Source organism: Providencia sp. PROV024 (assembly GCF_032709665.1).
GTDB classification, from domain to species: Bacteria; Pseudomonadota; Gammaproteobacteria; order Enterobacterales; family Enterobacteriaceae; genus Providencia; species Providencia huashanensis.
The window spans coordinates 1,425,557-1,447,062 of record NZ_CP120545.1; the positions used below are offsets into that span (position 1 = coordinate 1,425,557).

Annotated in this window: 33 protein-coding genes and 1 pseudogene; 7 read left to right on the plus strand and 27 right to left on the minus strand. The window is 38.6% G+C overall.

The features are described 5' to 3' along the window. The first annotated feature begins 105 nt into the window (after positions 1 to 105). Positions 106 to 1,503 (plus strand): chitoporin ChiP, encoded by a 1,398-nt coding sequence (gene chiP / locus P3L56_RS06455; RefSeq protein ID WP_042846489.1) that lies wholly within the window; start codon positions 106 to 108, stop codon positions 1,501 to 1,503. Positions 1,504 to 1,712: 209 nt separating this feature from the next. Here chiP and P3L56_RS06460 read toward each other — a convergent pair whose 3' ends face one another. From P3L56_RS06460 to P3L56_RS06570, 23 genes and pseudogenes are all read right to left on the minus strand, one after another. Beyond that, entirely contained in the window at positions 1,713 to 2,252 is a 540-nt protein-coding gene (locus P3L56_RS06460) for a polymer-forming cytoskeletal protein (RefSeq protein ID WP_225832874.1), read from the minus strand. Between the two features lie 674 nt (positions 2,253 to 2,926). Next, on the minus strand, positions 2,927 to 3,376 hold the full coding sequence (gene fur / locus P3L56_RS06465; protein WP_042846487.1) for a ferric iron uptake transcriptional regulator: 450 nt from the start codon (positions 3,374 to 3,376) through the stop codon (positions 2,927 to 2,929). Between the two features lie 267 nt (positions 3,377 to 3,643). Continuing rightward, entirely contained in the window at positions 3,644 to 4,171 is a 528-nt protein-coding gene (gene fldA / locus P3L56_RS06470; protein ID WP_042846486.1) for a flavodoxin FldA, read from the minus strand. Positions 4,172 to 4,325: 154 nt separating this feature from the next. Further along, complete coding sequence (gene ybfE / locus P3L56_RS06475) at positions 4,326 to 4,619, minus strand: LexA regulated protein (protein ID WP_042846485.1); 294 nt, start codon at positions 4,617 to 4,619, stop codon at positions 4,326 to 4,328. 170 nt (positions 4,620 to 4,789) lie between these two features. After that, positions 4,790 to 5,020 (minus strand): annotated as a pseudogene (locus P3L56_RS06480) (type I secretion system permease/ATPase); the annotation flags it as partial. A gap of 33 nt (positions 5,021 to 5,053) precedes the next feature. Beyond that, positions 5,054 to 6,100, minus strand: a complete 1,047-nt coding sequence (locus P3L56_RS06485) for a tyrosine-type recombinase/integrase (RefSeq protein WP_136134458.1) — start codon at positions 6,098 to 6,100, stop codon at positions 5,054 to 5,056. 201 nt (positions 6,101 to 6,301) lie between these two features. Beyond that, positions 6,302 to 6,547: a hypothetical protein gene (locus P3L56_RS06490; RefSeq protein ID WP_136134459.1), complete on the minus strand. Its 246-nt coding sequence runs from the start codon at positions 6,545 to 6,547 to the stop codon at positions 6,302 to 6,304. Beyond that, on the minus strand, positions 6,519 to 6,713 hold the full coding sequence (locus tag P3L56_RS06495; RefSeq protein ID WP_238564063.1) for a hypothetical protein: 195 nt from the start codon (positions 6,711 to 6,713) through the stop codon (positions 6,519 to 6,521). The genes P3L56_RS06490 and P3L56_RS06495 overlap by 29 nt, the downstream gene beginning before the upstream one ends. Before the next feature lie 7 nt (positions 6,714 to 6,720). Beyond that, positions 6,721 to 7,353 (minus strand): MT-A70 family methyltransferase, encoded by a 633-nt coding sequence (locus P3L56_RS06500; protein ID WP_198861205.1) that lies wholly within the window; start codon positions 7,351 to 7,353, stop codon positions 6,721 to 6,723. Positions 7,354 to 7,387: 34 nt separating this feature from the next. Continuing rightward, positions 7,388 to 8,080: a hypothetical protein gene (locus P3L56_RS06505; protein WP_136134462.1), complete on the minus strand. Its 693-nt coding sequence runs from the start codon at positions 8,078 to 8,080 to the stop codon at positions 7,388 to 7,390. A 69-nt stretch (positions 8,081 to 8,149) separates the two neighbouring features. Further along, positions 8,150 to 8,683: a hypothetical protein gene (locus P3L56_RS06510; RefSeq protein ID WP_136134463.1), complete on the minus strand. Its 534-nt coding sequence runs from the start codon at positions 8,681 to 8,683 to the stop codon at positions 8,150 to 8,152. A 183-nt stretch (positions 8,684 to 8,866) separates the two neighbouring features. After that, the gene (locus P3L56_RS06515) at positions 8,867 to 9,010 is read right to left on the minus strand and encodes a hypothetical protein (protein ID WP_316927695.1); all 144 of its coding nucleotides are present in this window, start codon (positions 9,008 to 9,010) and stop codon (positions 8,867 to 8,869) included. A gap of 375 nt (positions 9,011 to 9,385) precedes the next feature. Beyond that, positions 9,386 to 9,940, minus strand: coding sequence for a hypothetical protein (locus tag P3L56_RS06520; RefSeq protein ID WP_272528813.1), 555 nt, complete (start codon positions 9,938 to 9,940; stop codon positions 9,386 to 9,388). Positions 9,941 to 9,952: 12 nt separating this feature from the next. Then, positions 9,953 to 10,399: a single-stranded DNA-binding protein gene (ssb, locus tag P3L56_RS06525; RefSeq protein WP_272686342.1), complete on the minus strand. Its 447-nt coding sequence runs from the start codon at positions 10,397 to 10,399 to the stop codon at positions 9,953 to 9,955. Continuing rightward, the gene (locus P3L56_RS06530; RefSeq protein ID WP_306804165.1) at positions 10,377 to 11,087 is read right to left on the minus strand and encodes a YqaJ viral recombinase family protein; all 711 of its coding nucleotides are present in this window, start codon (positions 11,085 to 11,087) and stop codon (positions 10,377 to 10,379) included. The genes ssb and P3L56_RS06530 overlap by 23 nt, the downstream gene beginning before the upstream one ends. Beyond that, positions 11,084 to 12,010, minus strand: a complete 927-nt coding sequence (locus tag P3L56_RS06535) for a recombinase RecT (protein ID WP_220123507.1) — start codon at positions 12,008 to 12,010, stop codon at positions 11,084 to 11,086. The genes P3L56_RS06530 and P3L56_RS06535 overlap by 4 nt, the downstream gene beginning before the upstream one ends. Beyond that, positions 12,007 to 12,213: a hypothetical protein gene (locus tag P3L56_RS06540; protein ID WP_272686341.1), complete on the minus strand. Its 207-nt coding sequence runs from the start codon at positions 12,211 to 12,213 to the stop codon at positions 12,007 to 12,009. Before P3L56_RS06540 ends, P3L56_RS06535 begins: the two co-directional genes overlap by 4 nt. Positions 12,214 to 12,222: 9 nt before the next feature. Then, positions 12,223 to 12,399, minus strand: a complete 177-nt coding sequence (locus P3L56_RS06545; protein ID WP_164561135.1) for a hypothetical protein — start codon at positions 12,397 to 12,399, stop codon at positions 12,223 to 12,225. Positions 12,400 to 12,604: 205 nt separating this feature from the next. Further along, the gene (locus P3L56_RS06550) at positions 12,605 to 13,600 is read right to left on the minus strand and encodes a cell envelope biogenesis protein TolA (RefSeq protein WP_316927696.1); all 996 of its coding nucleotides are present in this window, start codon (positions 13,598 to 13,600) and stop codon (positions 12,605 to 12,607) included. Between the two features lie 64 nt (positions 13,601 to 13,664). Continuing rightward, the gene (locus tag P3L56_RS06555; RefSeq protein WP_272686319.1) at positions 13,665 to 13,946 is read right to left on the minus strand and encodes a hypothetical protein; all 282 of its coding nucleotides are present in this window, start codon (positions 13,944 to 13,946) and stop codon (positions 13,665 to 13,667) included. A gap of 1 nt (position 13,947) precedes the next feature. Then, positions 13,948 to 14,160 carry a hypothetical protein gene (locus P3L56_RS06560; RefSeq protein ID WP_129467332.1) on the minus strand — a complete coding sequence of 71 codons (213 nt, stop codon included), beginning with the start codon at positions 14,158 to 14,160 and terminating at the stop codon, positions 13,948 to 13,950. Continuing rightward, positions 14,157 to 14,531 (minus strand): hypothetical protein, encoded by a 375-nt coding sequence (locus P3L56_RS06565; RefSeq protein WP_272678529.1) that lies wholly within the window; start codon positions 14,529 to 14,531, stop codon positions 14,157 to 14,159. The genes P3L56_RS06560 and P3L56_RS06565 overlap by 4 nt, the downstream gene beginning before the upstream one ends. 82 nt (positions 14,532 to 14,613) lie before the next feature. After that, positions 14,614 to 14,985, minus strand: a complete 372-nt coding sequence (locus P3L56_RS06570) for a hypothetical protein (RefSeq protein WP_272686317.1) — start codon at positions 14,983 to 14,985, stop codon at positions 14,614 to 14,616. Between the two features lie 495 nt (positions 14,986 to 15,480). Between P3L56_RS06570 and P3L56_RS06575 the strand changes: the two genes are divergently transcribed. Continuing rightward, positions 15,481 to 15,762 carry a DUF2622 domain-containing protein gene (locus tag P3L56_RS06575; RefSeq protein ID WP_272686316.1) on the plus strand — a complete coding sequence of 94 codons (282 nt, stop codon included), beginning with the start codon at positions 15,481 to 15,483 and terminating at the stop codon, positions 15,760 to 15,762. Here P3L56_RS06575 and P3L56_RS06580 read toward each other — a convergent pair. Then, a complete protein-coding gene (locus P3L56_RS06580; protein ID WP_272686315.1) occupies positions 15,759 to 15,968 on the minus strand; it encodes a hypothetical protein in 210 nt (69 codons plus the stop codon). The genes P3L56_RS06575 and P3L56_RS06580 overlap by 4 nt on opposite strands. A 14-nt stretch (positions 15,969 to 15,982) precedes the next feature. Beyond that, complete coding sequence (locus P3L56_RS06585; RefSeq protein WP_272686314.1) at positions 15,983 to 16,258, minus strand: hypothetical protein; 276 nt, start codon at positions 16,256 to 16,258, stop codon at positions 15,983 to 15,985. 453 nt (positions 16,259 to 16,711) lie between these two features. Between P3L56_RS06585 and P3L56_RS06590 the strand changes: the two genes are divergently transcribed. Further along, positions 16,712 to 17,290, plus strand: a complete 579-nt coding sequence (locus tag P3L56_RS06590; RefSeq protein WP_221078510.1) for a sce7726 family protein — start codon at positions 16,712 to 16,714, stop codon at positions 17,288 to 17,290. On the opposite strand, the gene P3L56_RS06595 is transcribed toward P3L56_RS06590, so the two are convergent. Together P3L56_RS06595 and P3L56_RS06600 are read right to left on the minus strand one after the other, a co-directional pair. Then, entirely contained in the window at positions 17,272 to 18,369 is a 1,098-nt protein-coding gene (locus P3L56_RS06595) for a beta family protein (RefSeq protein WP_272686313.1), read from the minus strand. The two genes, P3L56_RS06590 and P3L56_RS06595, sit on opposite strands and share 19 nt — an antisense overlap. Positions 18,370 to 18,504: 135 nt before the next feature. Then, positions 18,505 to 19,152 (minus strand): LexA family protein, encoded by a 648-nt coding sequence (locus P3L56_RS06600; protein WP_272686312.1) that lies wholly within the window; start codon positions 19,150 to 19,152, stop codon positions 18,505 to 18,507. 98 nt (positions 19,153 to 19,250) lie between these two features. On the opposite strand from P3L56_RS06600, the gene P3L56_RS06605 reads away from it, so the two are divergent. The 4 genes from P3L56_RS06605 (at position 19,251) to P3L56_RS06620 (ending at position 21,506) form a co-directional block, all read left to right on the plus strand. Then, positions 19,251 to 19,481 carry a helix-turn-helix transcriptional regulator gene (locus tag P3L56_RS06605; RefSeq protein ID WP_316927703.1) on the plus strand — a complete coding sequence of 77 codons (231 nt, stop codon included), beginning with the start codon at positions 19,251 to 19,253 and terminating at the stop codon, positions 19,479 to 19,481. A 109-nt stretch (positions 19,482 to 19,590) separates the two neighbouring features. Next, positions 19,591 to 19,938 (plus strand): hypothetical protein, encoded by a 348-nt coding sequence (locus P3L56_RS06610; protein WP_272686311.1) that lies wholly within the window; start codon positions 19,591 to 19,593, stop codon positions 19,936 to 19,938. Positions 19,939 to 20,007: 69 nt separating this feature from the next. Further along, positions 20,008 to 20,697: a GIY-YIG nuclease family protein gene (locus P3L56_RS06615; protein ID WP_210850787.1), complete on the plus strand. Its 690-nt coding sequence runs from the start codon at positions 20,008 to 20,010 to the stop codon at positions 20,695 to 20,697. Further along, positions 20,697 to 21,506 (plus strand): hypothetical protein, encoded by an 810-nt coding sequence (locus P3L56_RS06620; RefSeq protein WP_272686310.1) that lies wholly within the window; start codon positions 20,697 to 20,699, stop codon positions 21,504 to 21,506. Before P3L56_RS06615 ends, P3L56_RS06620 begins: the two co-directional genes overlap by 1 nt.

The window sequence follows — 21,506 nt, forward strand, 5'->3', positions numbered from 1 at the left end:
CATCACAAATAGCTTAAGTTATTGTGAATTATTAGATTTAAAAGGAAAGTTAAATCGTATTTCGGCCGAAAAATTAAAACTAAAAATTATTAGAGGAATACAAGAATGGTTAATAAACATGTCAATACTGGCAGGAAACTGCTCGTCTTAAAAATAGCCATCGCTATGCTGCCAATTGGTTATCATCCTATCATGCAAGCAGAGCAATTTTTGGAAGATTCGACACTAAAAGGTGGACTCTACTATTGGCAAAGGGATCGTTCACGTAAAGATTTAGACCCAAATAGCGACAAATATAAAAAATATGCAGATAACCTTAAGCACTCGACTTTCAACGCTAGCCTTGATTTTTCCTCAGGTTATTTTCAGGACTTTATTGGCTTAGATTTGGCTGGTTTTACCGCAATCGAATTATCCAATAGTGGGCCTGCGGCTCCCAATGAAATTGGTTTCAGTGATGCAAAGACACGCTGGGATGAAAAATATAAAGGCGACCGCAGTGGTGTGAGTATTTATAAAGCCGCGGCAAAAATGAAGTATGGGCCTTTTTGGGGAAGAGGGGGCTATATTCAACCAACAGGGCAAACACTGCTTGCTTCTCATTGGAGCTATATGCCAGGAACTTACCGAGGGGTAGAGGTTGGTGGGGTATTTGATTTTGAGCAAAGTGGTGAACTTAGCATGTCGTACATATGGGCTGACCGCTATAAAGCCCCTTGGTATCGTGATATGTACAATTTCCGAGAAGCGGATGGTAAAACAGGGATCAGTTATTTACATGCTATTGGTTTTAAATATGATTTTAAAAATTCATTAGTGTTAGAAGGCTCATACGGTCAAGCAAAGGATTATATGGACCAGTATTTTGCGAAGGTATCATATGCAGTACCTGTAGTTGACCGCGATTTACGTCTTTCTTATCAATTTTATGGCTCGAAAGATAAAGTTTCAGACGGTGGTGTTAATGACGTATACGATGGTTTAGCATGGTTACAAGCGATGACATTAGGTTATACCTATGACGAATTCGATTTTAAGGTTGAAGGGACATATGTTAAAGCTGAAGGAAACCAAGGTTATTTTTTACAACGTATGACACCGGGTTGGGCGACGTCAAACGGCCGTATGGATATATGGTGGGATGGCCGCTCTGATTGGAATGCGAACAATGAAAAAGCGGTGTATGCAGGTGTAATGTATGATTTAAAAAATTGGGATTTAGCAGGGTGGAAAGTTGGGACATCCTATATTTATGGTTGGGATGCAAAACCGAGCACTAACTCACAATACGCTCAGGATGTGCGTTTAAGAGAAAGCGCTTGGAACTTTGATATTTTATATACAGTACAATCAGGCCGTGCAAAAGACACACTATTTAAGTTGCACTTTACTAAATATGATAACCATACAGATATTCCTAGCTATGGCGGTGGTTATGGCAATATCTTCCAAGATGAAAAAGATATTAAATTTATGGTGATGATGCCATTTACTGTATTTTAATATCAATTTTTTTGAGAGTAGATTGCTGCTTTAAATTAATTATTTTGGCAGTGATCTACTAAAAATAGGAATAACATGCAGACTAAATATTAAATGATGTAATGAAATAGTTAATTATACGTATATTAAGGGAATGGTGATTGAATAAAAAAGGTGAATATATTTCACCTTTTTTGAATGGTTAAAACAATACTTAGATTTATTAATAATTATATAGAAGCGATGTCTTTATCGATGTTATCGGTAGGGGTGTGAAGGTCGTGTTTTACCCTATCTTTTAATTGGGTTACTTTTTCATTATGTAAAGTAGCCTCTTTTACTTTTGCTTGCCCTGATAAAATACCACCTTTCTTAATAGATAAATTACTATATTGAATAGTTCCATGAATTTCACCATTATTTTCGATGCTTATCGAATCAGATAAACATTCCCCTTCAACTCGCCCGTTAACAATCAACTCTTTACTGGTAATGTTCCCAGTAACTTGGCCATTTAACATGACTTTCACTGTATTATTTTTCCCTATAATGTTACCAATCACTTTGCCATAAATATGTACTTGTTCATTAGAGGTAATATTACCTTCAAAAATGACATCCCTTGAGATGATGGTATTGGATTTCTCTTCACTTATAGTCGGGGTTGCTATTGTAATCTGTTCTTCTAGCTTAGCGGGTGCTTCGGGCGTGCTAGCGGTTGGTGTTGGGGTTACTTCAGGGGTTGGTTTGTTTTGTCTTTTGGTGAACATTTTACTTACCTTTTTTTGATTGAAGTGTAAGATCAAGAACAAAATTGATAATACAAATGAAAATAAGGTGATGGCAGAGTAACTAAAAAACCATCCTATCAAAGTAAGAAACCAGAAGAAAAAACTAGTATTAAGAAAAAGGTAGGTTTTTTTCATCAGTTAATCTCTTACAAAATGACTAAAGCTACATAAATGAGTTTAGTCAAAAAAAATGACTACACAAAAAAAATGTAATATAACGTCTTCGTTACAGACTAAAGAATAACTGTAATTTAAGATAATACAATTATAATGAGTTAATAAGCTAAATACATATAAATTTTATATTATTGATATATTGGAAATCATCTATGATGATATTTATGTACCTATACTAATAAAGGCAGCATAATTTCTAATATAAGAAAATTCATATGTAAAATAATATAAAGGATTTGGGTTGAATTGCAACTTATTATCGAGCGCTAAATATGCAAGCTCTGTGCTGATATTTGGCGATTTAAGTGAAAGTTGTCAGAAGATTAGTGAGCTTAATCACCAATATAGTGTGAATAACAATATAATTTATGGAAATAAAAACCCCTGATAACATTTAGCAATAGCATGGTTATCAGGGGTTTTTCGTTTGTCGCTACTATGATTTATTCATAGGGTAGCAATACCTTGTGATTCTTTTACTCTTTTGCTTCGTGTGCGTCAGCATTTTCACGGCAATCACCATCTGCGCAATGGCCATATAGATATAAACTATGGTTAGATAATTTAATACCATGGCGAGCGGCGATATTTTTCTGGCGAGTTTCAATAGATTCGTCAGTAAACTCAATCACTTTGCCACAATCTAAACAGATTAAGTGGTCATGGTGATGCTGCTGAGTTAATTCGAATACAGATTTTCCACCCTCAAAGTTATGGCGGGTTACGATACCTGCATCATCAAACTGGTTTAATACACGGTATACGGTAGCTAGCCCGATCTCTTCGCCCATGTCGATCAGCTTTTTATAGAGATCTTCCGCACTGACGTGGTGGCACTCAGGCTCTTGAAGTACTTCCAAAATCTTAAGTCTTGGAAGAGTGACTTTGAGTCCAGCATTTTTCAATGCTTTATTGTTGTCTGTCATGCGGGTTTGTCCTGTATCTTAAATCATAAATTTAACAATAATGAGACGTTTTTAACATAAATTCAGTTGTCTTCTAAACTGTTTTACAATTATAGGCATGGAAAATAAAAATAGAAACCATGCTTTGTCTCATTATTTTGATAATCTCTTGAGAGCCTATCCTATTAGGATGCTTTATCGGCTATTTTAGACTAGATCACTTGTTTGAATGATGCGTTTAGAGCGACAAGTGAGCTGATCTATGGGTTAGGCTCTATTTCATATGCCTTAGCCGATAATTTCTGCTAAGGACATTTCTTCAGAGATTTGTTTTACCCATGCATCGACACGTTCATCAGTTAGTTCAGGCTGACGATCTTCATCAATGGCTAAACCAATAAAGTGATTGTCATCTGCCATACCTTTGGATACTTCAAAGTGATAACCTTCAGTTGGCCAATGACCCACAATAACAGCACCACGAGGTTCGATGATATCGCGAATGGTTCCCATCGCATCACAGAAATATTCTGCGTAGTCTTCTTGGTCTCCACAACCAAATAAGGCGACAAGTTTACCTTCAAAATCAATTTCTTCGAGAGTTGGGAAAAAATCATCCCAATCACATTGAGCTTCACCATAATACCAAGTAGGAATACCCAGAAGTAGAATGTCAAAAGCTTCGATATCTTCTTTGCTACATTTAGCAATATCATGAACTTCTGCTACATCTTTGCCTAGTCTTTCTTGGATCATTTTGGCAATATTTTCTGTGTTACCTGTGTCACTTCCGAAGAAAATGCCTATGACTGCCATAAAGTGATTAACCTCTTGTTTTTCTAAGGGAGATAGAAGTTAGTGCTGATCTTCTATAGCTCTTTTAGAACGAAAATAAATATAATATTACGCCTTATTCTGGCGAAAAAATGCGTCTAAGTCTGTCAAATTTGTGTGATTTATCAAGATGACACTATTTGCGTATCGCTTCATTAACCTGTTCAAGTTGTGACATCAAAATTTCTTCGATCAATTCACTACGGCTTATATTTTTATCTTCAGCTAATTGGTTCAATACAGCGACAGCTTCTTCATTCAGTTTTAACTCAACTCTACGCAATCCTTTGACTTTATCGCGTTTTAGCTGGTTACGTTTGTTGATCCTTAATTGTTCATCCCGTGATAGCGGGCTTGTCTTAGGTCGCCCAGGCCTTCGTTCCTCAGCGAACAAATCCAGAGTAGTACGATCAGTTTGTTCTTTTGCCATGTCTATAACTGCTAAAGGGGTGTGCCAGTAATTCAGCGCGCAATGATACCCTAGCTAATCCCCTAGTGCTATAGCTGCATACTAGGCTAGTGTATTCAATAGGTTAAAAAAAACACACATTTAACAAAAAAGCACCACTTACAGTATGGGTGGTGCTTTTTTAGACATAATCATTGTGTCTGTTGCTGCCATAAGTTGGCATACAGGCCTTTTAATTTGAGTAAATTCTCATGAGTATCCATTTCTGTCACTTCCCCATGGCAAATAACACAAATTTTATCAGCATGCATAATAGTGTTAAGTCGATGAGCAATACTAATAACGGTTCTGCCTTGGGTGATTAGCGGCATATTTGCCATAATTGCCGCTTCTGACTCGTAATCTAAAGTTGAAGTGATTTGGAATTTTGGATGTGTGAAATTAATCGTTGTACATCAGCCAGTTAAAAGTGTTAGATGTGGCTTTTGACTGGCTTCATTCTTCGACTGTGTCGAGATTGTGACATGCTCACTATATTTGGTTAAATGTTGACCGCTAAAGTGTGCATATTTCTGAACCATTTCTAATGTCTCCCATCCTCCCATTTCTTTAAGTACCATCAATGGAGTTCCACTTTGGGCGTGCCAACTTGCCCATGTATGTCTGAGGTCGTGAAAAGTGAAATCAGTTATGCCAGAATCAGCTAATGCTTGGTAATAGCATTCACGATAATAGTTACTCCTTCGCTTTCCTTCGTTAGAAAACACATAGTCACCATCATTTTCAATTCCATTTAGAATTTCAATGGCCACCTCATTTAGAGGAACCGGTCTAGCTCTCCCTGACTTTGCATTATCAGCCGTTACATGAGCAACTCTTCTAACTAGGTCTACGCTCTTCCATTTAAGTGATAATATTTCGCTTTTTCTCATGCCTGTTAAAATAGCAATAGAAACAAAATCCCTCATCCACTTAACTTTGATATTGGAAAGCAGAAGTTCAGCCTCCCACTTCTCTAACCATCGAACCCTAACTGTTGGCTCTTTCATTCTTGGGATGTACGATGACTTTAATATCCATCCCATCTTGTGAGCCAAAGAGAAAGCACGCATAATAAACGAGCGGTATCTATTTTGTGTTGCGTTGGATAGTTTCCTCTTTGTCTTTGGGTTATACAGTGGTAATGAGTTGGCTATTTCATCGCTCGTTATAGTCGATATTTTTCTACCCCTAAATATTTGCTGAAAGTAATCCGCATAGGCAAGTTTCGTTTGGTATGTTGATTGCCCTTCAGCGTCTTTTAAGGTGAGTAACATCATTTCTTCAAATGACCTATCTGGCGTTTTATCTAGCTTCTCCATCTGCCATAGGTCATGTTTTAACTTGTCATGATACTCTTGGGCTTTGACTTTATCCTCCGTGCCAGCAGGTTTTCTAATTCTTTCTCCGCTTGGTGCTGTAACGTCAACCCAGTATTTCTTACCTCTTTTGTAGATCGGCATGTTTTTCTCCCGCTACCGACTACAGCCAGCCGATAGACATTATTGTCGTTAAACTGCGCCTGTTCAAACTTTTTCAGGCTTTCCTTGTTTGCACGCCATGAGCCACCAACTTTAAACATGTAGTATTTCGATGGCTTTCTATAGATAGTGCCTTTTGATAAGTTCAGTAGCTTTGAGTATTCTTCTACCGTGTAATATTTGTCATCCACTATTAATCTCCTTATCGATAGAGTTGACGTACCAAGTCAACCACATAATCGGTGGGAATTTCTTGTGTTTTTCGCTGAGTGTTAATTGAAACTTTGGAAGGTAATCTTTGAGTATTGCTGTACTTTGTTTATCGCTGAGTTTTTTGAGTTGCTTTAATTTGTCACGGCATTCCCTTGCTATCTTTCGGCGTCCGTTTTCAAGCATCACATCATCCATTTTTCCGCTTATATTGCTCATAATCATCTCCGCAATCTTTACTGCAATATGCGCTATTTGGTGCTGCTGGCATTTCTTCGCACCAGATGCACATTCCATTTATTGATTTAATTACTGGCTGGCGATTTGATAATGCGGCTTGAATGTGTAATTGCTCTAGTTCGTTTGCTGAGTCAATAATGTCCATAATTCACCTATGCTATTTTCAATATGTTATTAAATTGAATATTGCTTTCCACCTGATCCCCGAATACATCCCAATCACCAAATTTCTCACGAGCGAATAATTCGATGCGTGGCACGTTTCCGTATAGCTCTTCTAGTCTGTGATGTACTTCCTTTGGCTTTTCACTATGATCACCAAGGCATGAGTAAATTACTTGCCGAACACTTGCAGATTGACGGGGTAGGCCATTACCACGAACAGCTATTAGGCATATTTCCGTATTTGCTCGAGTGTAATTACCGCCATTGATTTTCGTTTCGTTATTTAAAATATCCATGTAATCGTAGGCATCGAATAACTCACCGTTTTGAATTTGCTTTGTTATTCTTTCCATTGCCAACTTATTTAATTTAACCCAAACGAAACCGAGCATAGTTTTAACTTTAAAACCCCACGCTTTGGCTAACTCAAATGCTTCTTGTACAAAATTGCCTGTGTACCACATGGCAAGGGCTGAGTTTTCGGCGGCGATGGTATGAACGGGGAGGTGTTTTAAATCAAATAGGCTGGTGGTTTGGTAATGGTTATTGGCGGCACCGTTGGAAACTTTATTGCTGTATTGCCAAGGTGGGTCAGCTAAAATAAGATCATATTTTTTCAATGTGCCTCCTGAATTTTAGATATAAAAAACCCTGCTAGTGCAGGGGGAGTTTTGATAAGTTATCTTTTATTTCTTCTTGCCTTTCTAAAAATGAATCACAAGCATTATTTAAATTAATTACTGTGCTATACAAACTATCTACTTTATATTCACTTGTTATTTTTTCAATAAGAAGCGTTGAGTCGTATAGTATGTCATATGCGTCAATTATAAACTCACTAAACAAATCGATTAAGAGTTTGTTATTTGGTAGTATAGTTAAATCTTTATATATGGCTTCTAATTCTTTAGGTGATATTTCAATTATGGAAAATGGTTCATAAGGATTCTTCCATATAAGATCAAGCCTTTTGTCTCTTGTCACGACAAGTAAAAAATTATTTGTTATATGGAATTTAATATCTAAATATTCTCCGTTATTGATAATGTTTTCACATAGAGATTTCAATTGCTCCGTTATATGTGTGTTTATTTTAATTTGATGATTTAATCTAGTGCTAATCGATTTTAAGTTTATTTTATTTGAGCGTTTTTCTTTTTTGTCTAAATCTGCTTTACCTAGCCAATAAACAACAATGGTAGCTACTATACCAAAAGTAGATGTGAAACTAAAAAATGTACTCCATTTATTATTGTTATCAATATTCCAATAAAAGAAAATTGCGTAAGTTATAGCAAAAAAAATAGCAACTCCCAAAGCTATGTATAACAACCAACTTCTCTTCATAACCCCTCCTTATTTAAAGCAGGAATCATACTCACATCCATGTGACTAATCCACTGTCAAAATGCCTCCTTAATTCACACTTATTTGTTTTAATGCCTCACGAACTGCATTTAAGCGCGATTCCATTCTTAGATATTTAGGGTTGGGAATAGAAGGCCAATCGTTATACCAAGCATCATCGCCAAACAAACTAAGCAACTTACTTCCTATATAGCAATTGCAACAATCACTCTTAACATCATCGGATGATTCAATTAAATCCCAATACTCCCTTGCTTCGTATTGGTCTATTTCATCATCTTTGCGCAGTTCGATAACTTGCTTTTTAGCATATTCAGCATTTGCATCGTTATCATCATCTATCTCAGAGTTTAAATTAGAATCTAGCTTACCTATCCAGTAGTGGTTATTAATCCTATGAATAAACTCAACTAGTGAGCTGCCCATAGAGCCCCAAAAACAAGACCATGAATCGCCACTTTCGCTAATAGTAACTCTGCCATTTTTGTTATCACCGTAATCTTCAAGGTAAACATGAATGGGGTCGTGACGCTCTATGCCTGCTATCACCAGTTTAGTCACTTGAGATTGTTCAACCTTCATATTCATTCCTATTATTGCATCTATTTAATCGATATGATTAAAATAATTCATCATTGTTTTTAATTTATGACCTATAGTTAATTTGAACTTTCTAATTATTTTTGTAGTCCTCGCCGATTCTCCCTGTGTCGGCATTTTTTTATCTACTTCCTTGCTAAATTCCATGGCTTAACTATTCTTAAATTACTTACACAGATAAATTATAAGTTTCATTCCTGCACGTCCCCTTGCCGTCAGCTCCGTGGCGGCTTTTTTATTCATTGCATCCCTGCGAGTTAATGGCGATTCTTTAATCCGTAGTAATAGCCTCGCCTTAACCATCTGCATATTTTCTTTACCACCCCGTGTTTAGCTCTAATTTCGTCAGGAATGCATGATGTATACTCTATTAAATTCAATTGCTTTCTTTTCGTGCCACAATTAATTCCAGCTTTAATGTATTCACTGCGATATTTTTTTAGCCATTCGTCTGAATTGCAGTTGGGACAAGGCCTGCTTTCATCTGAATAATCGTAATAGTCACTATGATTGTCGATATATAAGCGACCTCCGACGCATTTACCTGTCCTATGGCTTCCATAGTTGCACGAGTATTGAGTTTTGTTTTTCATATCTATCTCCTGTTTGCATCCTTGCAAATATATCCTTTGGTTAAATCACATAAATAGCGTGGCGTGGGTAGGGTAGTCCGATAGGAGCAAATCACAAAGATTGGAAGAATGGCAATAATTCACTTTCTTCTATTTTGTAATCAGCCCATTTACTGGCTAGTGTTTCTGGAATCGATATTGTTGATACGGTGGTAACAATTTCATTTGGCATGAGAAAAACATGCTCAGTTTCATTGTCATCATTAAGAGCGTACAAGACAAAAAAGTCAGCGGTATCCTTTTGTTTATTGATGCAATAACCCCACCTTGGAGCTGAATTACGAATTCCTTTTCCTTGCTGATAACGTCTAATTCGTGAAGTTTTAACGTCTACCGTTATGTTTCCAATTGTGAAGTCAATATCTGCTTGATATTTCAAATCATTATTATCTATAGCTATAGGTACTGCCTTCTTAAACTTTTTCTCACCAATAACCGCTATTCTATCTGTAACTGACCCATATCTAGCTTTATCACCAGTTACTGGATAATCCGCCTTCCTTAGCGTGCTATATACCGATTGCCACGGTATACCTAGCTCCATGCCAACTAACTTAAGGTTTTTATGTCGAGAGTAACTTTCTATACATAATTGCGTATTATCCATGCTTGATTCCTTCTAGAACGGGATCATATCGTCATCAAAGTCCATTGGTGGCTCATTGCTTTGCTGGGCTGGTTGCTGTGGTTGACCCCATCCAGCTTGTTGGTTATTTTGCTGGCTTTGCCGCTCAGCCCATCCGCTAGTTATTTCTACATCAGTAATATAAAACTCAGATGTATATCTATCTGCGCCATTTTGGTCTTGCCATTTTCGTTCTACATATTCTGACTCGACTCGAAGCGATGAGCCTTTTTTCGCGTAACTTTTAAGAAAATCTGCATGATGCCTAAATGCTACCAAGCGAACCCAAGTGGTTTTTTCCTGCTTTTTACCTTGTGAATCCTTATATTGTTTAGATACTGCAAGGCTAATACTTAAAACCGCATCGCCTTTTGCTGAATATTTTAATTCCAAGTCATTTCCTATGCGGCCTGTAAAGCTACATTGATTCTTGTTTGACATATGCTCTCCACTGATTGCCAAATTGAATGCCTAATTTTTTTAAACCCTGATCCATTACTTCAATGAACTCGGGAACTAATTCGTCAAACTCTCTCATCATGTTTTCGTCGCGTTCAACAGGGAAATATGCGATTTCTTTTCCTGCTGGCATTCGTGGGTCAAAATTTGCAAAGTGCCAGATATCCTTACCTGTAACCCACATGGAATATTGAACTTGAGCCACATATTCCTTTTTCATTGCATCGATTCCGTTCAATGCTAAGTCGATAAATACGTCCGTGTTATTCGGGCATTTAAGCTCTAATCCTGAGCCATCACTGCAAATACCGTCTGGCGAGCAAGCTATCCGTAGTTGCTCGTCTTTGAATATTATTGGCACTTCCTTTGCCGTTAATCCGGTGTAAAACTCGAATGTCATCCTTGCTTCTAACTCGTAGTTTTTACCCCATTCCAGCGTCCTTGCTGATACTTCCTTGCAAACTCCCGTGCAGACTTCACCAATGAGGGTGTTTAAATATGTTTTCTTTGTGTCTGACCATTTAGTGCCAGACCTTGGTTTAGAGATGACTTTCCATGCCTCAGAGGAGGTTACAACTCCGAGTCTGATTGACAACCACTCTTCGCTTCCTTGCTCTACTTTGGTTAAATCGATGCCTGTTTTGCTTAGAATGATGTCATTGCTAATCATTTTCCTTCTGCCTTTTTCCTTAGCATGTCGATGATTACGTTCGCTTCAAATACAGTTATTTGCTCAGGGTGGGTAATTGGACGATTGAATTTCTTGCTGATGAATTCCATAAACGTATCGCTCCATTCGCCATCTACTTTCATCATTAATGCGGTGATATCGTCCATCTGTTGCTCACTAGCTGGCGTTACATCACGAGGCTGTGATTGTTCGCTTTTAAAATCGATACCTTCGCCAGCTTCGGTGTTAACGTAGTCAATTGCTTGGTCTAGTCGCTCTCTGCGAGGCCAGTATTTAGCAGCTTGTTTAACAACAGTTTTCAGAATCATTTGTTCTTCATCTGTAACCCAAGGGCATTTTGCCTTTTTGGATATCCAAGCTTTCCAAGCGGATGACCTATCACGGATTGCATAGATATCTGCAATAGCCATTGTGTGAGTTAAGTAGTCGCCATCTTCTGTTTTAACTACTGTGTAAGCGCCGACTATTTCGCCTCTTTGCTCTTGCGTGGCAAAGGCGTTGTATTCGTGGCGAGGTGCGGTATCTATTGATGTGAGCTGGAAGTTGTCATTCTGGCGTACAATACTTGATTGACACCACTTAATAGCGCCTGACTGCTGCGCTATATGCATTAACCCCATGTAGCTAATATCTAGGCATACTTTCTTATCACGAGGAACTAAGTAAGCTAGTTTTTGCGCTGGATTTAAGCTAATGCCAATCGCCGCAATGTTCATTACAGCACTTCGAACTGAAACAACGTTATTCACCGCGACATTAGCCAGAAAGTCATTATTAGCAAATATCTGCATAGCAAATTCAGACTCCCTTTTAAATGCTATGCTTGGTTCACTGCATACCTGCTCAAACTCCGTTTTAAGCGGGTTAATAATTTCATATACCTTTTGAACTGCTGTGCTCACAATAGCCTCCTTTCGCTTTTTGCAGCCTCAAAAAAAGCACTCCATGCTTCATCTGATTCTTGAGCTGTCATTTTCTGTATGACAGATGAGGGAAGGGCATCATAAAACCGCTGAGCCATTTCATTAGTTAGCTCATCATCCTGATTTGCTAGGTGCTCACGGTCTGGAATGGTGACGAAGTTTTCATACTCTGAAATTCTCATGCTGAGTCCTTACGTGAATGCATACGCTCCACGAGTATCAACCTGACGTAAAATGCGATTTGTCTTTTCGCATTGCTGTTTAAATTTCCAATCAGCAAACAGTAATTCGACTTGTTGCTCAGTCATTTCAGACTCGCGAAGTAGGGTGAATATCTGTTGCTTTGCGTGTTTCTGCTTTGCGTTCATGTTGCACTCCGTATGCTGTTTTTAATGTTTCGTTTGCTTCGCTCCATCCGTTCTCATCCTTGAGATAAAGAGCGCGCCATGCTTGTTGTTGAGCTATGCAAAGTTTATGTTTATCAATATTCATGCTTACCTCTGGATGTGCGAAACCCTCACTTATCGATTGATAGCGATTGTTATTTAGGTTCTGGTGTTGGTGCGGTGGGTATTAGTAATTCATTGTCATGTGGGGGATTTGGTTACTTGCAACTAGCTTAATAAATTCAGTTGCTAATTTTTCGTCAAATCCGTTACTGACTAATGCTTGCAATGTTTCTTGGTTGTACTTGCGGCGATGCTCTTTATCTTCCTGACGCTTAGCATCTTCCTTACGCTTGCGTTCTTCTTCTGCCAGTCGCGCTTGTTCATCTTTAAGAGCTTTCTTGCGCTCAGCTTCGATAGCTGCTTGTTTTTCGCGCTCAGCTCGTTCCTGAGCTTCTTTAGCGTCACGCTCGGCCTTTTCCTTGGCTTCTTTAGCTTCTTGCTCTGCACGTTGAATAGCTTCCTGCTTTTCACGCTCGGCGCGTTCGGCGGCTTCTTTTGCTTCACGTTCGCGCTGTGCTGCTGCTTCGATTTCTTGCTGTGCTTTTTGTTCGGCTTCTAACCTAGCTTGCTCTGCTGCTTGTTTCTTCAGCTCTTCTTCGTGAGCAATACGCTGACGCTCCGCTTCGGCTTTAGCCTCTGCTAAATCTCGGTCGAATTTCTCATTCATGAGTAGGGCGATTTCATGGTCTGACTCGATACGCTCAGCAAATGCCTTGTCGAAAGCCGCATTCATTTCTAGCGCTTCTTCGTGCCACGCTAACATTTGCTTTTCTGCTTCGATTCGCTCTTGCTCGGCTTCCCACTCAGTTAATGGTTGTCGAACTTTATCGCGCAATGTATCGAAACGCTCCCGCACAGTTCGGCGGTTAGCATCGATTAGCTTTGGTATTTCTTTTAACTCTGCTACCAAGTCTTTACCGAGTCCATCAAGGTAAGTTTTTGATTGAGCGACTTTGTAGGCCAATGAAGCAATTTCCTTGCGACCTTTAACTGTGGTGACATCTGGAATAAAAGAGTTAACTTCTTGCTCTACTTTACGAATGATATCTTCGACGCTATCCGATGACTTAAATACTTCAAGTGCTGTCGATTTCTCAATTACGACTAATTCATTTGCCATTTCCTATGTTCCTTATGTGCGTATTCCTCACTATTAATAGCGATATGAAATGTGTTGTGGTGGGTTACTGCTGACCGAGGGCTTTTGCGATTGCTGCTTTGGCTGTGTCTATTGCGTCCGATAAGTCACCTAGGCCATCAATAGCCTCTTTGGCGCTTTCAGTTAGCTCAATCAAAGCCTCTAATAACTCTGGTGCTGCTGAGATTAGATGGGCGTCTGATTTATGATTGGCTGTTGTGATATCTAAATAAACATCGCCAATTGTCACCCCATGAAAAGTTGTCATTATTTCATTAGCGTTTCTTACGGTATATTTCCAAGGCGCTGGGCTATGCTTAAACCCCATATCACCCCCTAGCCTTTAATATTGCATATGCTTCATTAAAAACATCTTTATCTACCCACAAAACCAAAGCTTCTTCATCTAAATCAGCATCAGTAACAAAAGAGACTGTCGTGTTATCAGTGCTTTCTTTTATAGCAGTTATAGTCTTTGATAAAAGCTGGAAAGATATATTTTCACTTCCGATTTCATTAATTAAGTCAGATATAGAAATCATTTATTACTCCTAGCCTTTAACATTGCATCTGCCACGTCATAGGCACTTCCTGCCACCCACTCAAGAGTCGAACTTGTCAGGGTGTCAATTATTGCAGGGTTGGTTAAAATCCCGTTCATAGCTTCAGCCGCTAAATAATCTCTAAAAGAGATATCAGCTAACATCAACTCAGGCTCTTTACCATCTGGACGCCACAGCAAATCATAGTCGCCGTTATCATCGAAGCTGGTTACTTGGTATTTCCAGCGATGTCCTTTGAATTCGAAGGTTTCATTTGAGCAAGAATGGTGACGTCTATCCTTCGGGAATCTTGCGTTCATGTACTCCCCGTGCTCTGGCGAGTTTTTATATACTTTCAGTGTTATTGTCATACTCCCTCCGTTATTAACCAATTCAACAGTTTCCATTTTGGAAATAGTTGGTTGTACTTTGTTATTTCCTGCCTGCTATTAACTAAACGTCATCATCATCTAACGATGCGAATTTGATGATTGTTTTTATTGTTTCATCAAATTGATGTATTCCACTGCTTTCAGAAAGCCAGTCTTGCGTACCTTCGACTAACTCACCTAACTCAATCGATTTACAGTCATACAAGCCAAGCACGTTACATAAAGTTCTGGATACGATGTCGTGTAAGTGACCCTTGATGATTAATGCTGGATTACCATGCATAGCGCCAACCCGTAAAAAGTGGTCAGCGTGTTTCTGATGCGCTTTTGCTGATGATAAAATTGCAGGTAGCATCTCTTTGTTAGGCTGGTTAATTAACTCGTCGCCATCGCTGTAGGTGTGACCTATAGCGCCTGTTGGTATTGCTTCCATCTCTATCTCCTATCTATTAATCAACTCACCAACCTATTGATAATCCACACTCTCGCAGTGGACGCGCTCATGCCCTTGAGTTCATGCCGCTCAATCGCCGCTAATAACTGGTGCGTATTTGGCTTGTACGCTGCTTTACCAGAGCTATTTGTAATATAGGAACCTTGACCCGTCGCTACACAGGCTAGCGATCATGCTACTCAGGGGTTAGTCACTACCTAACCTTTGCCGATATGCGGCTGCGGTCTATCCGATTTTCTTGTTACATAAATCCTCCGATTCAAACGGTACTTTTCGTAAAGGCGTGACCGATTTAACGCCTATATTTATTGTCGTGCTGTCAAAAAAGCTATCTCACCACAGCCCACAGAATGGACTGTAATTAGTTAACTGTGCCTGCTTTTAACCACGTCAGGCGAGGTGGTTCCCTTCCTTTCCACAGTCAAGGAAAATTGATATATTGGTTATTCCACAGTCAAAATAAGGAAGTTTTCAATGGCAAGATGTACGGTTCGAGTAGAATTACCAAATGCTGATTATGATGATTATCAAAATCTACATGAACGCATGAGTCATAATGGCTTTCATAAGTATATAAAAAGCAATGATGGGATTTGGTACAGCCTTCCAAATGCGGAATATAATTATGATGGAAACCTTGACCTTGAAGGTGTTTTCCAATCGGCCATTAATGTCGCTAAGTCCGTTAGAGTCAATGCCAAAGTTTTGGTTACTGAGTCAGCTGGTAGGCTTTGGTATAATTTAGATAAAATTTAACCTTCACGACCAACCAGAGATTCATCGATAGCGAACTGGTTAATTACTCCATGATTAAATCCAGTTCCTGAGCCTAATTCAGGCTCACCTGTAGGTAAGCTGGCTTGTCTGTTATTGATTAACTTCACAACCAGCTTTATTGCTTCTTGTCGTGAAATACCTTCATTCTCAGCTACTGTATTGATTAAACTTTCTAATTCTTCCATTGTGAATCTCCTATTTAACGTGCCGTAACACTTCCATCACTCATAATCGGCTTGCGTAGCCGTTGTTGCTTGCGTTCTACATCGGGGATGTCTTTTATCCCGATAAGTAAGTTTGCCAGTACATCGGTTTCATCTACTGGTTTGAATATCGAATCCCATATTTCTTCCACTGAGCGGCTTTTAGGCTTCGCTGCATACTCCTCACGCTTTCCGTCCCAGAACGCCATTTGCTTTGCTAACCGGCGGCTCTTCGCGTTGTCTTTCTTTGGGATAACAGTAATTGTTGCCATAACTCCCTCCTAAGTGATCTTTGGTGATTGGCTGTGATGCAACTATCCACAATTCTCGCTATCCTCATAGCGACAGAGCTAGCCAATCCCAAAAACCACTCAGTGGTGATCTAACGCTTAGTCAGATCTGGTTCCTAATTATTAAAGAGCATAAGGCGTATATTTCATGTTGCTTGCCTTCGATGGAGTTAAATGTATACGATTCGTAGATGGTTGTAAATACAAAATGTAGACTTTGTTTGCGTAATGGTGTCAACTATTTGTATTTTCAGGTAATTTATTTTCAAAAATTATTAATCTTGCGAGGAAAATCACACTGGCGGGGAATTGCGGGCACAAAAAAAGCCCTCCCCGCGAGGGCTGGGTGTAGGTAATTTTTGAGTTTTTTTCAATTAAAGGTTAAACTTAATAGTATTATTTGGTGGGTACATTGGTTAACTTATTTATATTATTATGAAAAATGCAACAGAAATTAAAATTTTATTAAGGAATTGGATTGCTACTAGCGGGTATTTCGATTTTCATGATAATGACGTCTTAATTGACGAGTTGTGTTTTTATGAGAAAAAAAATAGAGCTGACGTTGTTTATGCTAATGGTAAGCTTACAGGGTTTGAAATAAAATCAGAATCAGATTCATTGGCTCGGTGGGGTAATCAGCATGATGCCTATTTGAGGTTATTTGATTCTGTATGGTTATGCTGCCATCATAAGCACGCATTAAAAGCTATCGAGTTATCAGAAAAAAATGTAGGCATATTAATCTTAGATAATTATGGACAAAATATAACCATACTTAGGGAGGCTAAGGTAAATAAATTTATTGATAAGTTTGAGGTTATATCTCTTTTGTGGCGAGCTGAGCTTGATGAGCTTTGTGCCGAGAACAATCTAAAAATAAACAGAAAAGAAAGAATAAATGAAGCTAGGCATAGGGTTTTATCCGAGCTTCATTTTGATCTTATTAAGAATAAAGCTTTATCTTGTATAAAAAATAGATACAGAGAAAAGGATTATTCTTCATCATCATAATCACCACGGGGAGATTCACTATCTGCGCTTAGGTTTAGTATTCTAAGTATTTCCTCAATGTGTATGTTTGTTTTATATCCATTCCAAGTTCCGCTGTGCCCGTATCCATCACTCGATGCTGATATTTTAACAATATTTTTTGTTCCCCAGCAAAAATCATCAAAAAAAGCATTGGATACTATATTTCTAGCTATATCTTTATAGACAGAATATTCTTTATCTCCGCCGGATTTTATTTGATGCCAAATTCCGTCATTAAAATATGTGGCGCTAGGGATTATTTTCATACCTAAAATGAATTCACTGGGTGCCTGCGGAGAGCTAGCGGAGAAATCACCATAGATTAAATTGATAGGTGTTTTATTTTGATTGATAGCATTTAATTGCCATACCAGATCAGTACATGAAGAAGTTATCCATGTATCTTTTTCTGTTGGCTTCGTGTGTGGGAAAGATGAACTCAACAGTATAACTCGCTTCACCCCTCTTTTGTTTATTGTATCTAGCGCGCTATCAATAACCTCACTGTTTGGTAGTGGTAGGTTGTATATTGATCCATAATTAAGAACGACAATAATATTTTCATTGTCAGCAAATAAACATAGCAAAATATCAAGGATACTTAGATTATTTTCGATTCTTGGGTCTAAAACAATGGCGACAGTTTTGTAAGATGATTTTAGATTCATTAGTAGCTGTATGATATTCTTAAGATCATCATTTCTATTCCAGCTTACCGAGGGGATGAGATTTTCGTTAATTTCATATATCTTTCTATAGAAATCTATTTTCCTACTAAAGCTATCCGATTGGTCAGTTAACCCATGATATTCATTATATTCCGATACAGAATCAGCCTCTACCCTTGAGGCATCAACAATAAATTCATCCCCATCCCAATTAGGGATAAAGCCATCGACTAACTGGTCTCTTTTTACCTCTCCAGTTTTTGGTGAAAAAACCGTTCCAGTAGTTAGTATTATTGGAATAACGCGTTTTTTACTTTCAGGATATAACTCAGCTAAAGCCTTCAAGTCATTTAGCCCATTTTTTATACATGGTGCATATATCTTATTCATAACATCCTCCTTTTTTACATAAAAATCACATTCCCTAGTTGTTTAATTTCATTATTATTTTTCTTGTTATTAGCTTTGGTTGACAAAATCGCGTCAACCAAATTTCAATTTTACTGTTGTTTTGTCAACCACACCCTAAAACGTGTCGTCAGGCCACTGAGACTTAACCACTTTACCTATAATCTGGCAGTTGCCATTAATCGGTATCATCTCGAACCGTGGGTTTAATGGTTCAAGGTATTCTGTTTCACCTTCTCGAATTAGACGCTTAAATGTGAACTCATCGTTCATCAGGCGAGCTATACAGAAGTCACCAAAGTTAACCTCTTGCTCAGGGTCAACAAGTATCAGCATTCCTTCAGGGAAGCTAGGACGTCCACCTTGAGGGGCTGTCATCGAGTGACCTTCAACCTCTAACCAGAATGCGCTATCACTTGCCTTCTTGGCTGTTGGTATCCATGCGATGGCATCTTTCTCTGTATATGAATTACTGTTTTCGGTAAATGATCCAGCCTGTACTTTAGAGAGTAATGGGTATTCATAGGTTGGTTCAACTCTACTAATCGACTCCTCATCAATGCTAATCGTGCCATCTTGATTTATGGTCGGGTTATTGACGCCAACATATGCAAGTATCCCAGCTATTTCACTAAATGCTGGTTCTCTCTTTCCTGTCATCCAATGCCCAACGGCACCTTTCGATACTGAAAAATGCTCAGCCAGATGATCGTATGTAATGCCCTTATCTTTCATAAGGGACTTGGCTAGTTCATACCATTTCATTTTCATAACCCAATAATACGATATGTATACATAAATGTAGACAGACAATATGTATACTTTTATATTGAAATTACGGATACTTTATGTATACTCTCGTAATGAACAATAAGGAGGTTCAGATGAATTACATAAGCCGATATAGAAAAAAACTTGGGCTTACACAGACAGATTTAGCTAAAGAGCTAGGCTGCACAAAAGGAAACATTAGCCATTATGAAAATGGCAGACGTAAAGCAGACCTTGAAGTATGCAGACAGCTAGTTAGCTTTTTTAACAATAACGGGATCAACGTCACTATCGATGACATTTTTCCGCCTAAAGCAGCATAGATTTACTCGTTCTTTAACATCGCTAAATCGCTCTGAATATGCGTTGGAGCAAAACTTAACTCACAGGATCGTGAGCAACGGACTAGTTACGTCAAAAGGAATTTAACAAATGGACTACGCAAAAACTATAAACATCACATGTAAACCAGAAATTCTCGAAAGTTACTTCTTTAAGAGAATGCTAGACGAAGGTAATAACTCGTTCGCTAGTGAAATGGGAATACATCCAACAGCATCAAGCCGAGAAAAGAATCGGATATTCAAACTAGCTTGTAAGGCAATAGCTCATTACGGGCTACCTGCGGAGGCTGTATCAATGCCTGAGAATTCTAGAAGCGTAGTGATTGAAGGTGACTATGCAGAACGGTTAATTCAGGCGCTGGAAAGAAAAAGGAAGGTAAAAAGAAATGCCTCAAATCTGGCACAAGATGAGGCTCAAATAGAACTGTCAATTTAAAGGGATCAACTTTAAGGAGGTAATTATACATGAATATTAATTACACAACAAATCGATATGGAGGTCGTTATGCATTTGGGTGATATGGATGTCCAAAGCAAAATTGTAGAGCACATGGCTATGCCAGAAACCTTTCGGACTGAAGGGTGGATTTATGTTCTAAGTAATGAATATATGCCGAATATCTACAAGGTAGGAATGACAACAGTCTCGCCAGAAAACAGAGCGAAAGAGCTTTCATCTGCTACTGGCGTGCCTGATAAATTTAAAATTGAGGCTGCATTTTATTCAGAGAATCCAGCGGCTGATGAATCCGATATTCACGAGTGCCTAAAGGAATACAGGATTAACGAATCACGAGAGTTTTTTAAGGGAGACCTTAAATATATAACTCATGTTTGCTCTGAATTCACACTAGCAAATGCCAAGCTTTCCGTGGAAGAAATGGCCGATAAGTTCGACATTATATGCACGGAAAAACTCAACGAATTGAATATAGAAAAACTATTTTATTCTTTAGGTATATCAATCCTTGGTTGCAAATTATCCGCAGCAGAGAGGTTAATCAGATTTGCCATAAACAATCTTGTTAAAAAGAACAGAAATAAATCCCACTCCCTATATTTTCATGATGGTAAAGCCTTTCTTATAAGGAGCTATCTAGACCAATTGCATGAAGAACATATGAAAAATGGGGACTGGAGGAATAGTGAGCCTGTCAATCAAGTATGTCTTTATAAACCGGAGGTGCCCTTCTAATGGCCAGAGCAAGAAATATTAAACCGGGCTTTTTTACTAATGATGATTTAGCAGAGTGCGAGCCATTGGCTCGTATTCTTTTTGTGGGATTATGGACAGTTGCCGATCGCGAAGGTCGGCTTGAAGATAAACCACGCAAAATTAAAGCTATGGTTTTGCCTTATGACGATGCTGATTGTGACAAATTACTCGCTCAATTACATGGCAAAAACTTTATCACTAGATATGCAGTAGATGGGAATGAGTTTATCCAGATTAATAACTGGAAGAAACACCAGAACCCTCACATGAAAGAAGCGGCTAGTGAAATACCAGAACAAGTCACGCAACCTACTGATATTAAAGAAGCACCAGAAAAGCACTATACAAGTACAGTACAAGAACAAGAAGAGAATCAAACTATCCCTGCTGATTCCCTTAACCTGATTCCTGATTCCCTTAACCTGATTCCCTATAACACCCAAGCCGAAAAAACGGCTTGTCCTGGTGATGAAAAAAAATCGTCAGACAATGTTCAACCGATAGCAAAAAAATATGCATTCGAGGGACAGGTTATTCGACTCAATCAAAAAGACTTCGATACCTGGAAGGGATTATTTCCAAATATCGACCTGGTCGCAGAGTTAACGCGTTTAGACCTGGAGTTCGAGAAGGACAAACCGAAGAACTGGTTTAGCACAGCAAGCGCGAAGCTGAACTACCAGAACAAAAACGCCAAACCTACCTGGACACCTAACAAGCGAGTAGCCAGTGAGAACTTTGGATCCAAGGATTATGGACAAACGGATATGCCAACATGGGTGAATTAA

Coding starts and splice junctions, on each gene's coding strand:
- chiP (WP_042846489.1), top strand. CDS start 106: ATGGTTAATAAACATGTCAATACTGGCAGGAAACTGCTCGTCTTAAAA.
- P3L56_RS06460 (WP_225832874.1), bottom strand. CDS start 2,252: ATGTTCACCAAAAGACAAAACAAACCAACCCCTGAAGTAACCCCAACA.
- fur (WP_042846487.1), bottom strand. CDS start 3,376: ATGACAGACAACAATAAAGCATTGAAAAATGCTGGACTCAAAGTCACT.
- fldA (WP_042846486.1), bottom strand. CDS start 4,171: ATGGCAGTCATAGGCATTTTCTTCGGAAGTGACACAGGTAACACAGAA.
- ybfE (WP_042846485.1), bottom strand. CDS start 4,619: ATGGCAAAAGAACAAACTGATCGTACTACTCTGGATTTGTTCGCTGAG.
- P3L56_RS06485 (WP_136134458.1), bottom strand. CDS start 6,100: ATGCCGATCTACAAAAGAGGTAAGAAATACTGGGTTGACGTTACAGCA.
- P3L56_RS06490 (WP_136134459.1), bottom strand. CDS start 6,547: ATGAGCAATATAAGCGGAAAAATGGATGATGTGATGCTTGAAAACGGA.
- P3L56_RS06495 (WP_238564063.1), bottom strand. CDS start 6,713: ATGGACATTATTGACTCAGCAAACGAACTAGAGCAATTACACATTCAA.
- P3L56_RS06505 (WP_136134462.1), bottom strand. CDS start 8,080: ATGAAGAGAAGTTGGTTGTTATACATAGCTTTGGGAGTTGCTATTTTT.
- P3L56_RS06510 (WP_136134463.1), bottom strand. CDS start 8,683: ATGAAGGTTGAACAATCTCAAGTGACTAAACTGGTGATAGCAGGCATA.
- P3L56_RS06515 (WP_316927695.1), bottom strand. CDS start 9,010: ATGCAGATGGTTAAGGCGAGGCTATTACTACGGATTAAAGAATCGCCA.
- P3L56_RS06520 (WP_272528813.1), bottom strand. CDS start 9,940: ATGGATAATACGCAATTATGTATAGAAAGTTACTCTCGACATAAAAAC.
- ssb (WP_272686342.1), bottom strand. CDS start 10,399: ATGTCAAACAAGAATCAATGTAGCTTTACAGGCCGCATAGGAAATGAC.
- P3L56_RS06530 (WP_306804165.1), bottom strand. CDS start 11,087: ATGATTAGCAATGACATCATTCTAAGCAAAACAGGCATCGATTTAACC.
- P3L56_RS06540 (WP_272686341.1), bottom strand. CDS start 12,213: ATGAGAATTTCAGAGTATGAAAACTTCGTCACCATTCCAGACCGTGAG.
- P3L56_RS06545 (WP_164561135.1), bottom strand. CDS start 12,399: ATGAACGCAAAGCAGAAACACGCAAAGCAACAGATATTCACCCTACTT.
- P3L56_RS06550 (WP_316927696.1), bottom strand. CDS start 13,600: ATGGCAAATGAATTAGTCGTAATTGAGAAATCGACAGCACTTGAAGTA.
- P3L56_RS06555 (WP_272686319.1), bottom strand. CDS start 13,946: ATGGGGTTTAAGCATAGCCCAGCGCCTTGGAAATATACCGTAAGAAAC.
- P3L56_RS06560 (WP_129467332.1), bottom strand. CDS start 14,160: ATGATTTCTATATCTGACTTAATTAATGAAATCGGAAGTGAAAATATA.
- P3L56_RS06565 (WP_272678529.1), bottom strand. CDS start 14,531: ATGACAATAACACTGAAAGTATATAAAAACTCGCCAGAGCACGGGGAG.
- P3L56_RS06570 (WP_272686317.1), bottom strand. CDS start 14,985: ATGGAAGCAATACCAACAGGCGCTATAGGTCACACCTACAGCGATGGC.
- P3L56_RS06575 (WP_272686316.1), top strand. CDS start 15,481: ATGGCAAGATGTACGGTTCGAGTAGAATTACCAAATGCTGATTATGAT.
- P3L56_RS06580 (WP_272686315.1), bottom strand. CDS start 15,968: ATGGAAGAATTAGAAAGTTTAATCAATACAGTAGCTGAGAATGAAGGT.
- P3L56_RS06585 (WP_272686314.1), bottom strand. CDS start 16,258: ATGGCAACAATTACTGTTATCCCAAAGAAAGACAACGCGAAGAGCCGC.
- P3L56_RS06590 (WP_221078510.1), top strand. CDS start 16,712: ATGAAAAATGCAACAGAAATTAAAATTTTATTAAGGAATTGGATTGCT.
- P3L56_RS06595 (WP_272686313.1), bottom strand. CDS start 18,369: ATGAATAAGATATATGCACCATGTATAAAAAATGGGCTAAATGACTTG.
- P3L56_RS06600 (WP_272686312.1), bottom strand. CDS start 19,152: ATGAAATGGTATGAACTAGCCAAGTCCCTTATGAAAGATAAGGGCATT.
- P3L56_RS06605 (WP_316927703.1), top strand. CDS start 19,251: ATGAACAATAAGGAGGTTCAGATGAATTACATAAGCCGATATAGAAAA.
- P3L56_RS06610 (WP_272686311.1), top strand. CDS start 19,591: ATGGACTACGCAAAAACTATAAACATCACATGTAAACCAGAAATTCTC.
- P3L56_RS06615 (WP_210850787.1), top strand. CDS start 20,008: ATGCATTTGGGTGATATGGATGTCCAAAGCAAAATTGTAGAGCACATG.
- P3L56_RS06620 (WP_272686310.1), top strand. CDS start 20,697: ATGGCCAGAGCAAGAAATATTAAACCGGGCTTTTTTACTAATGATGAT.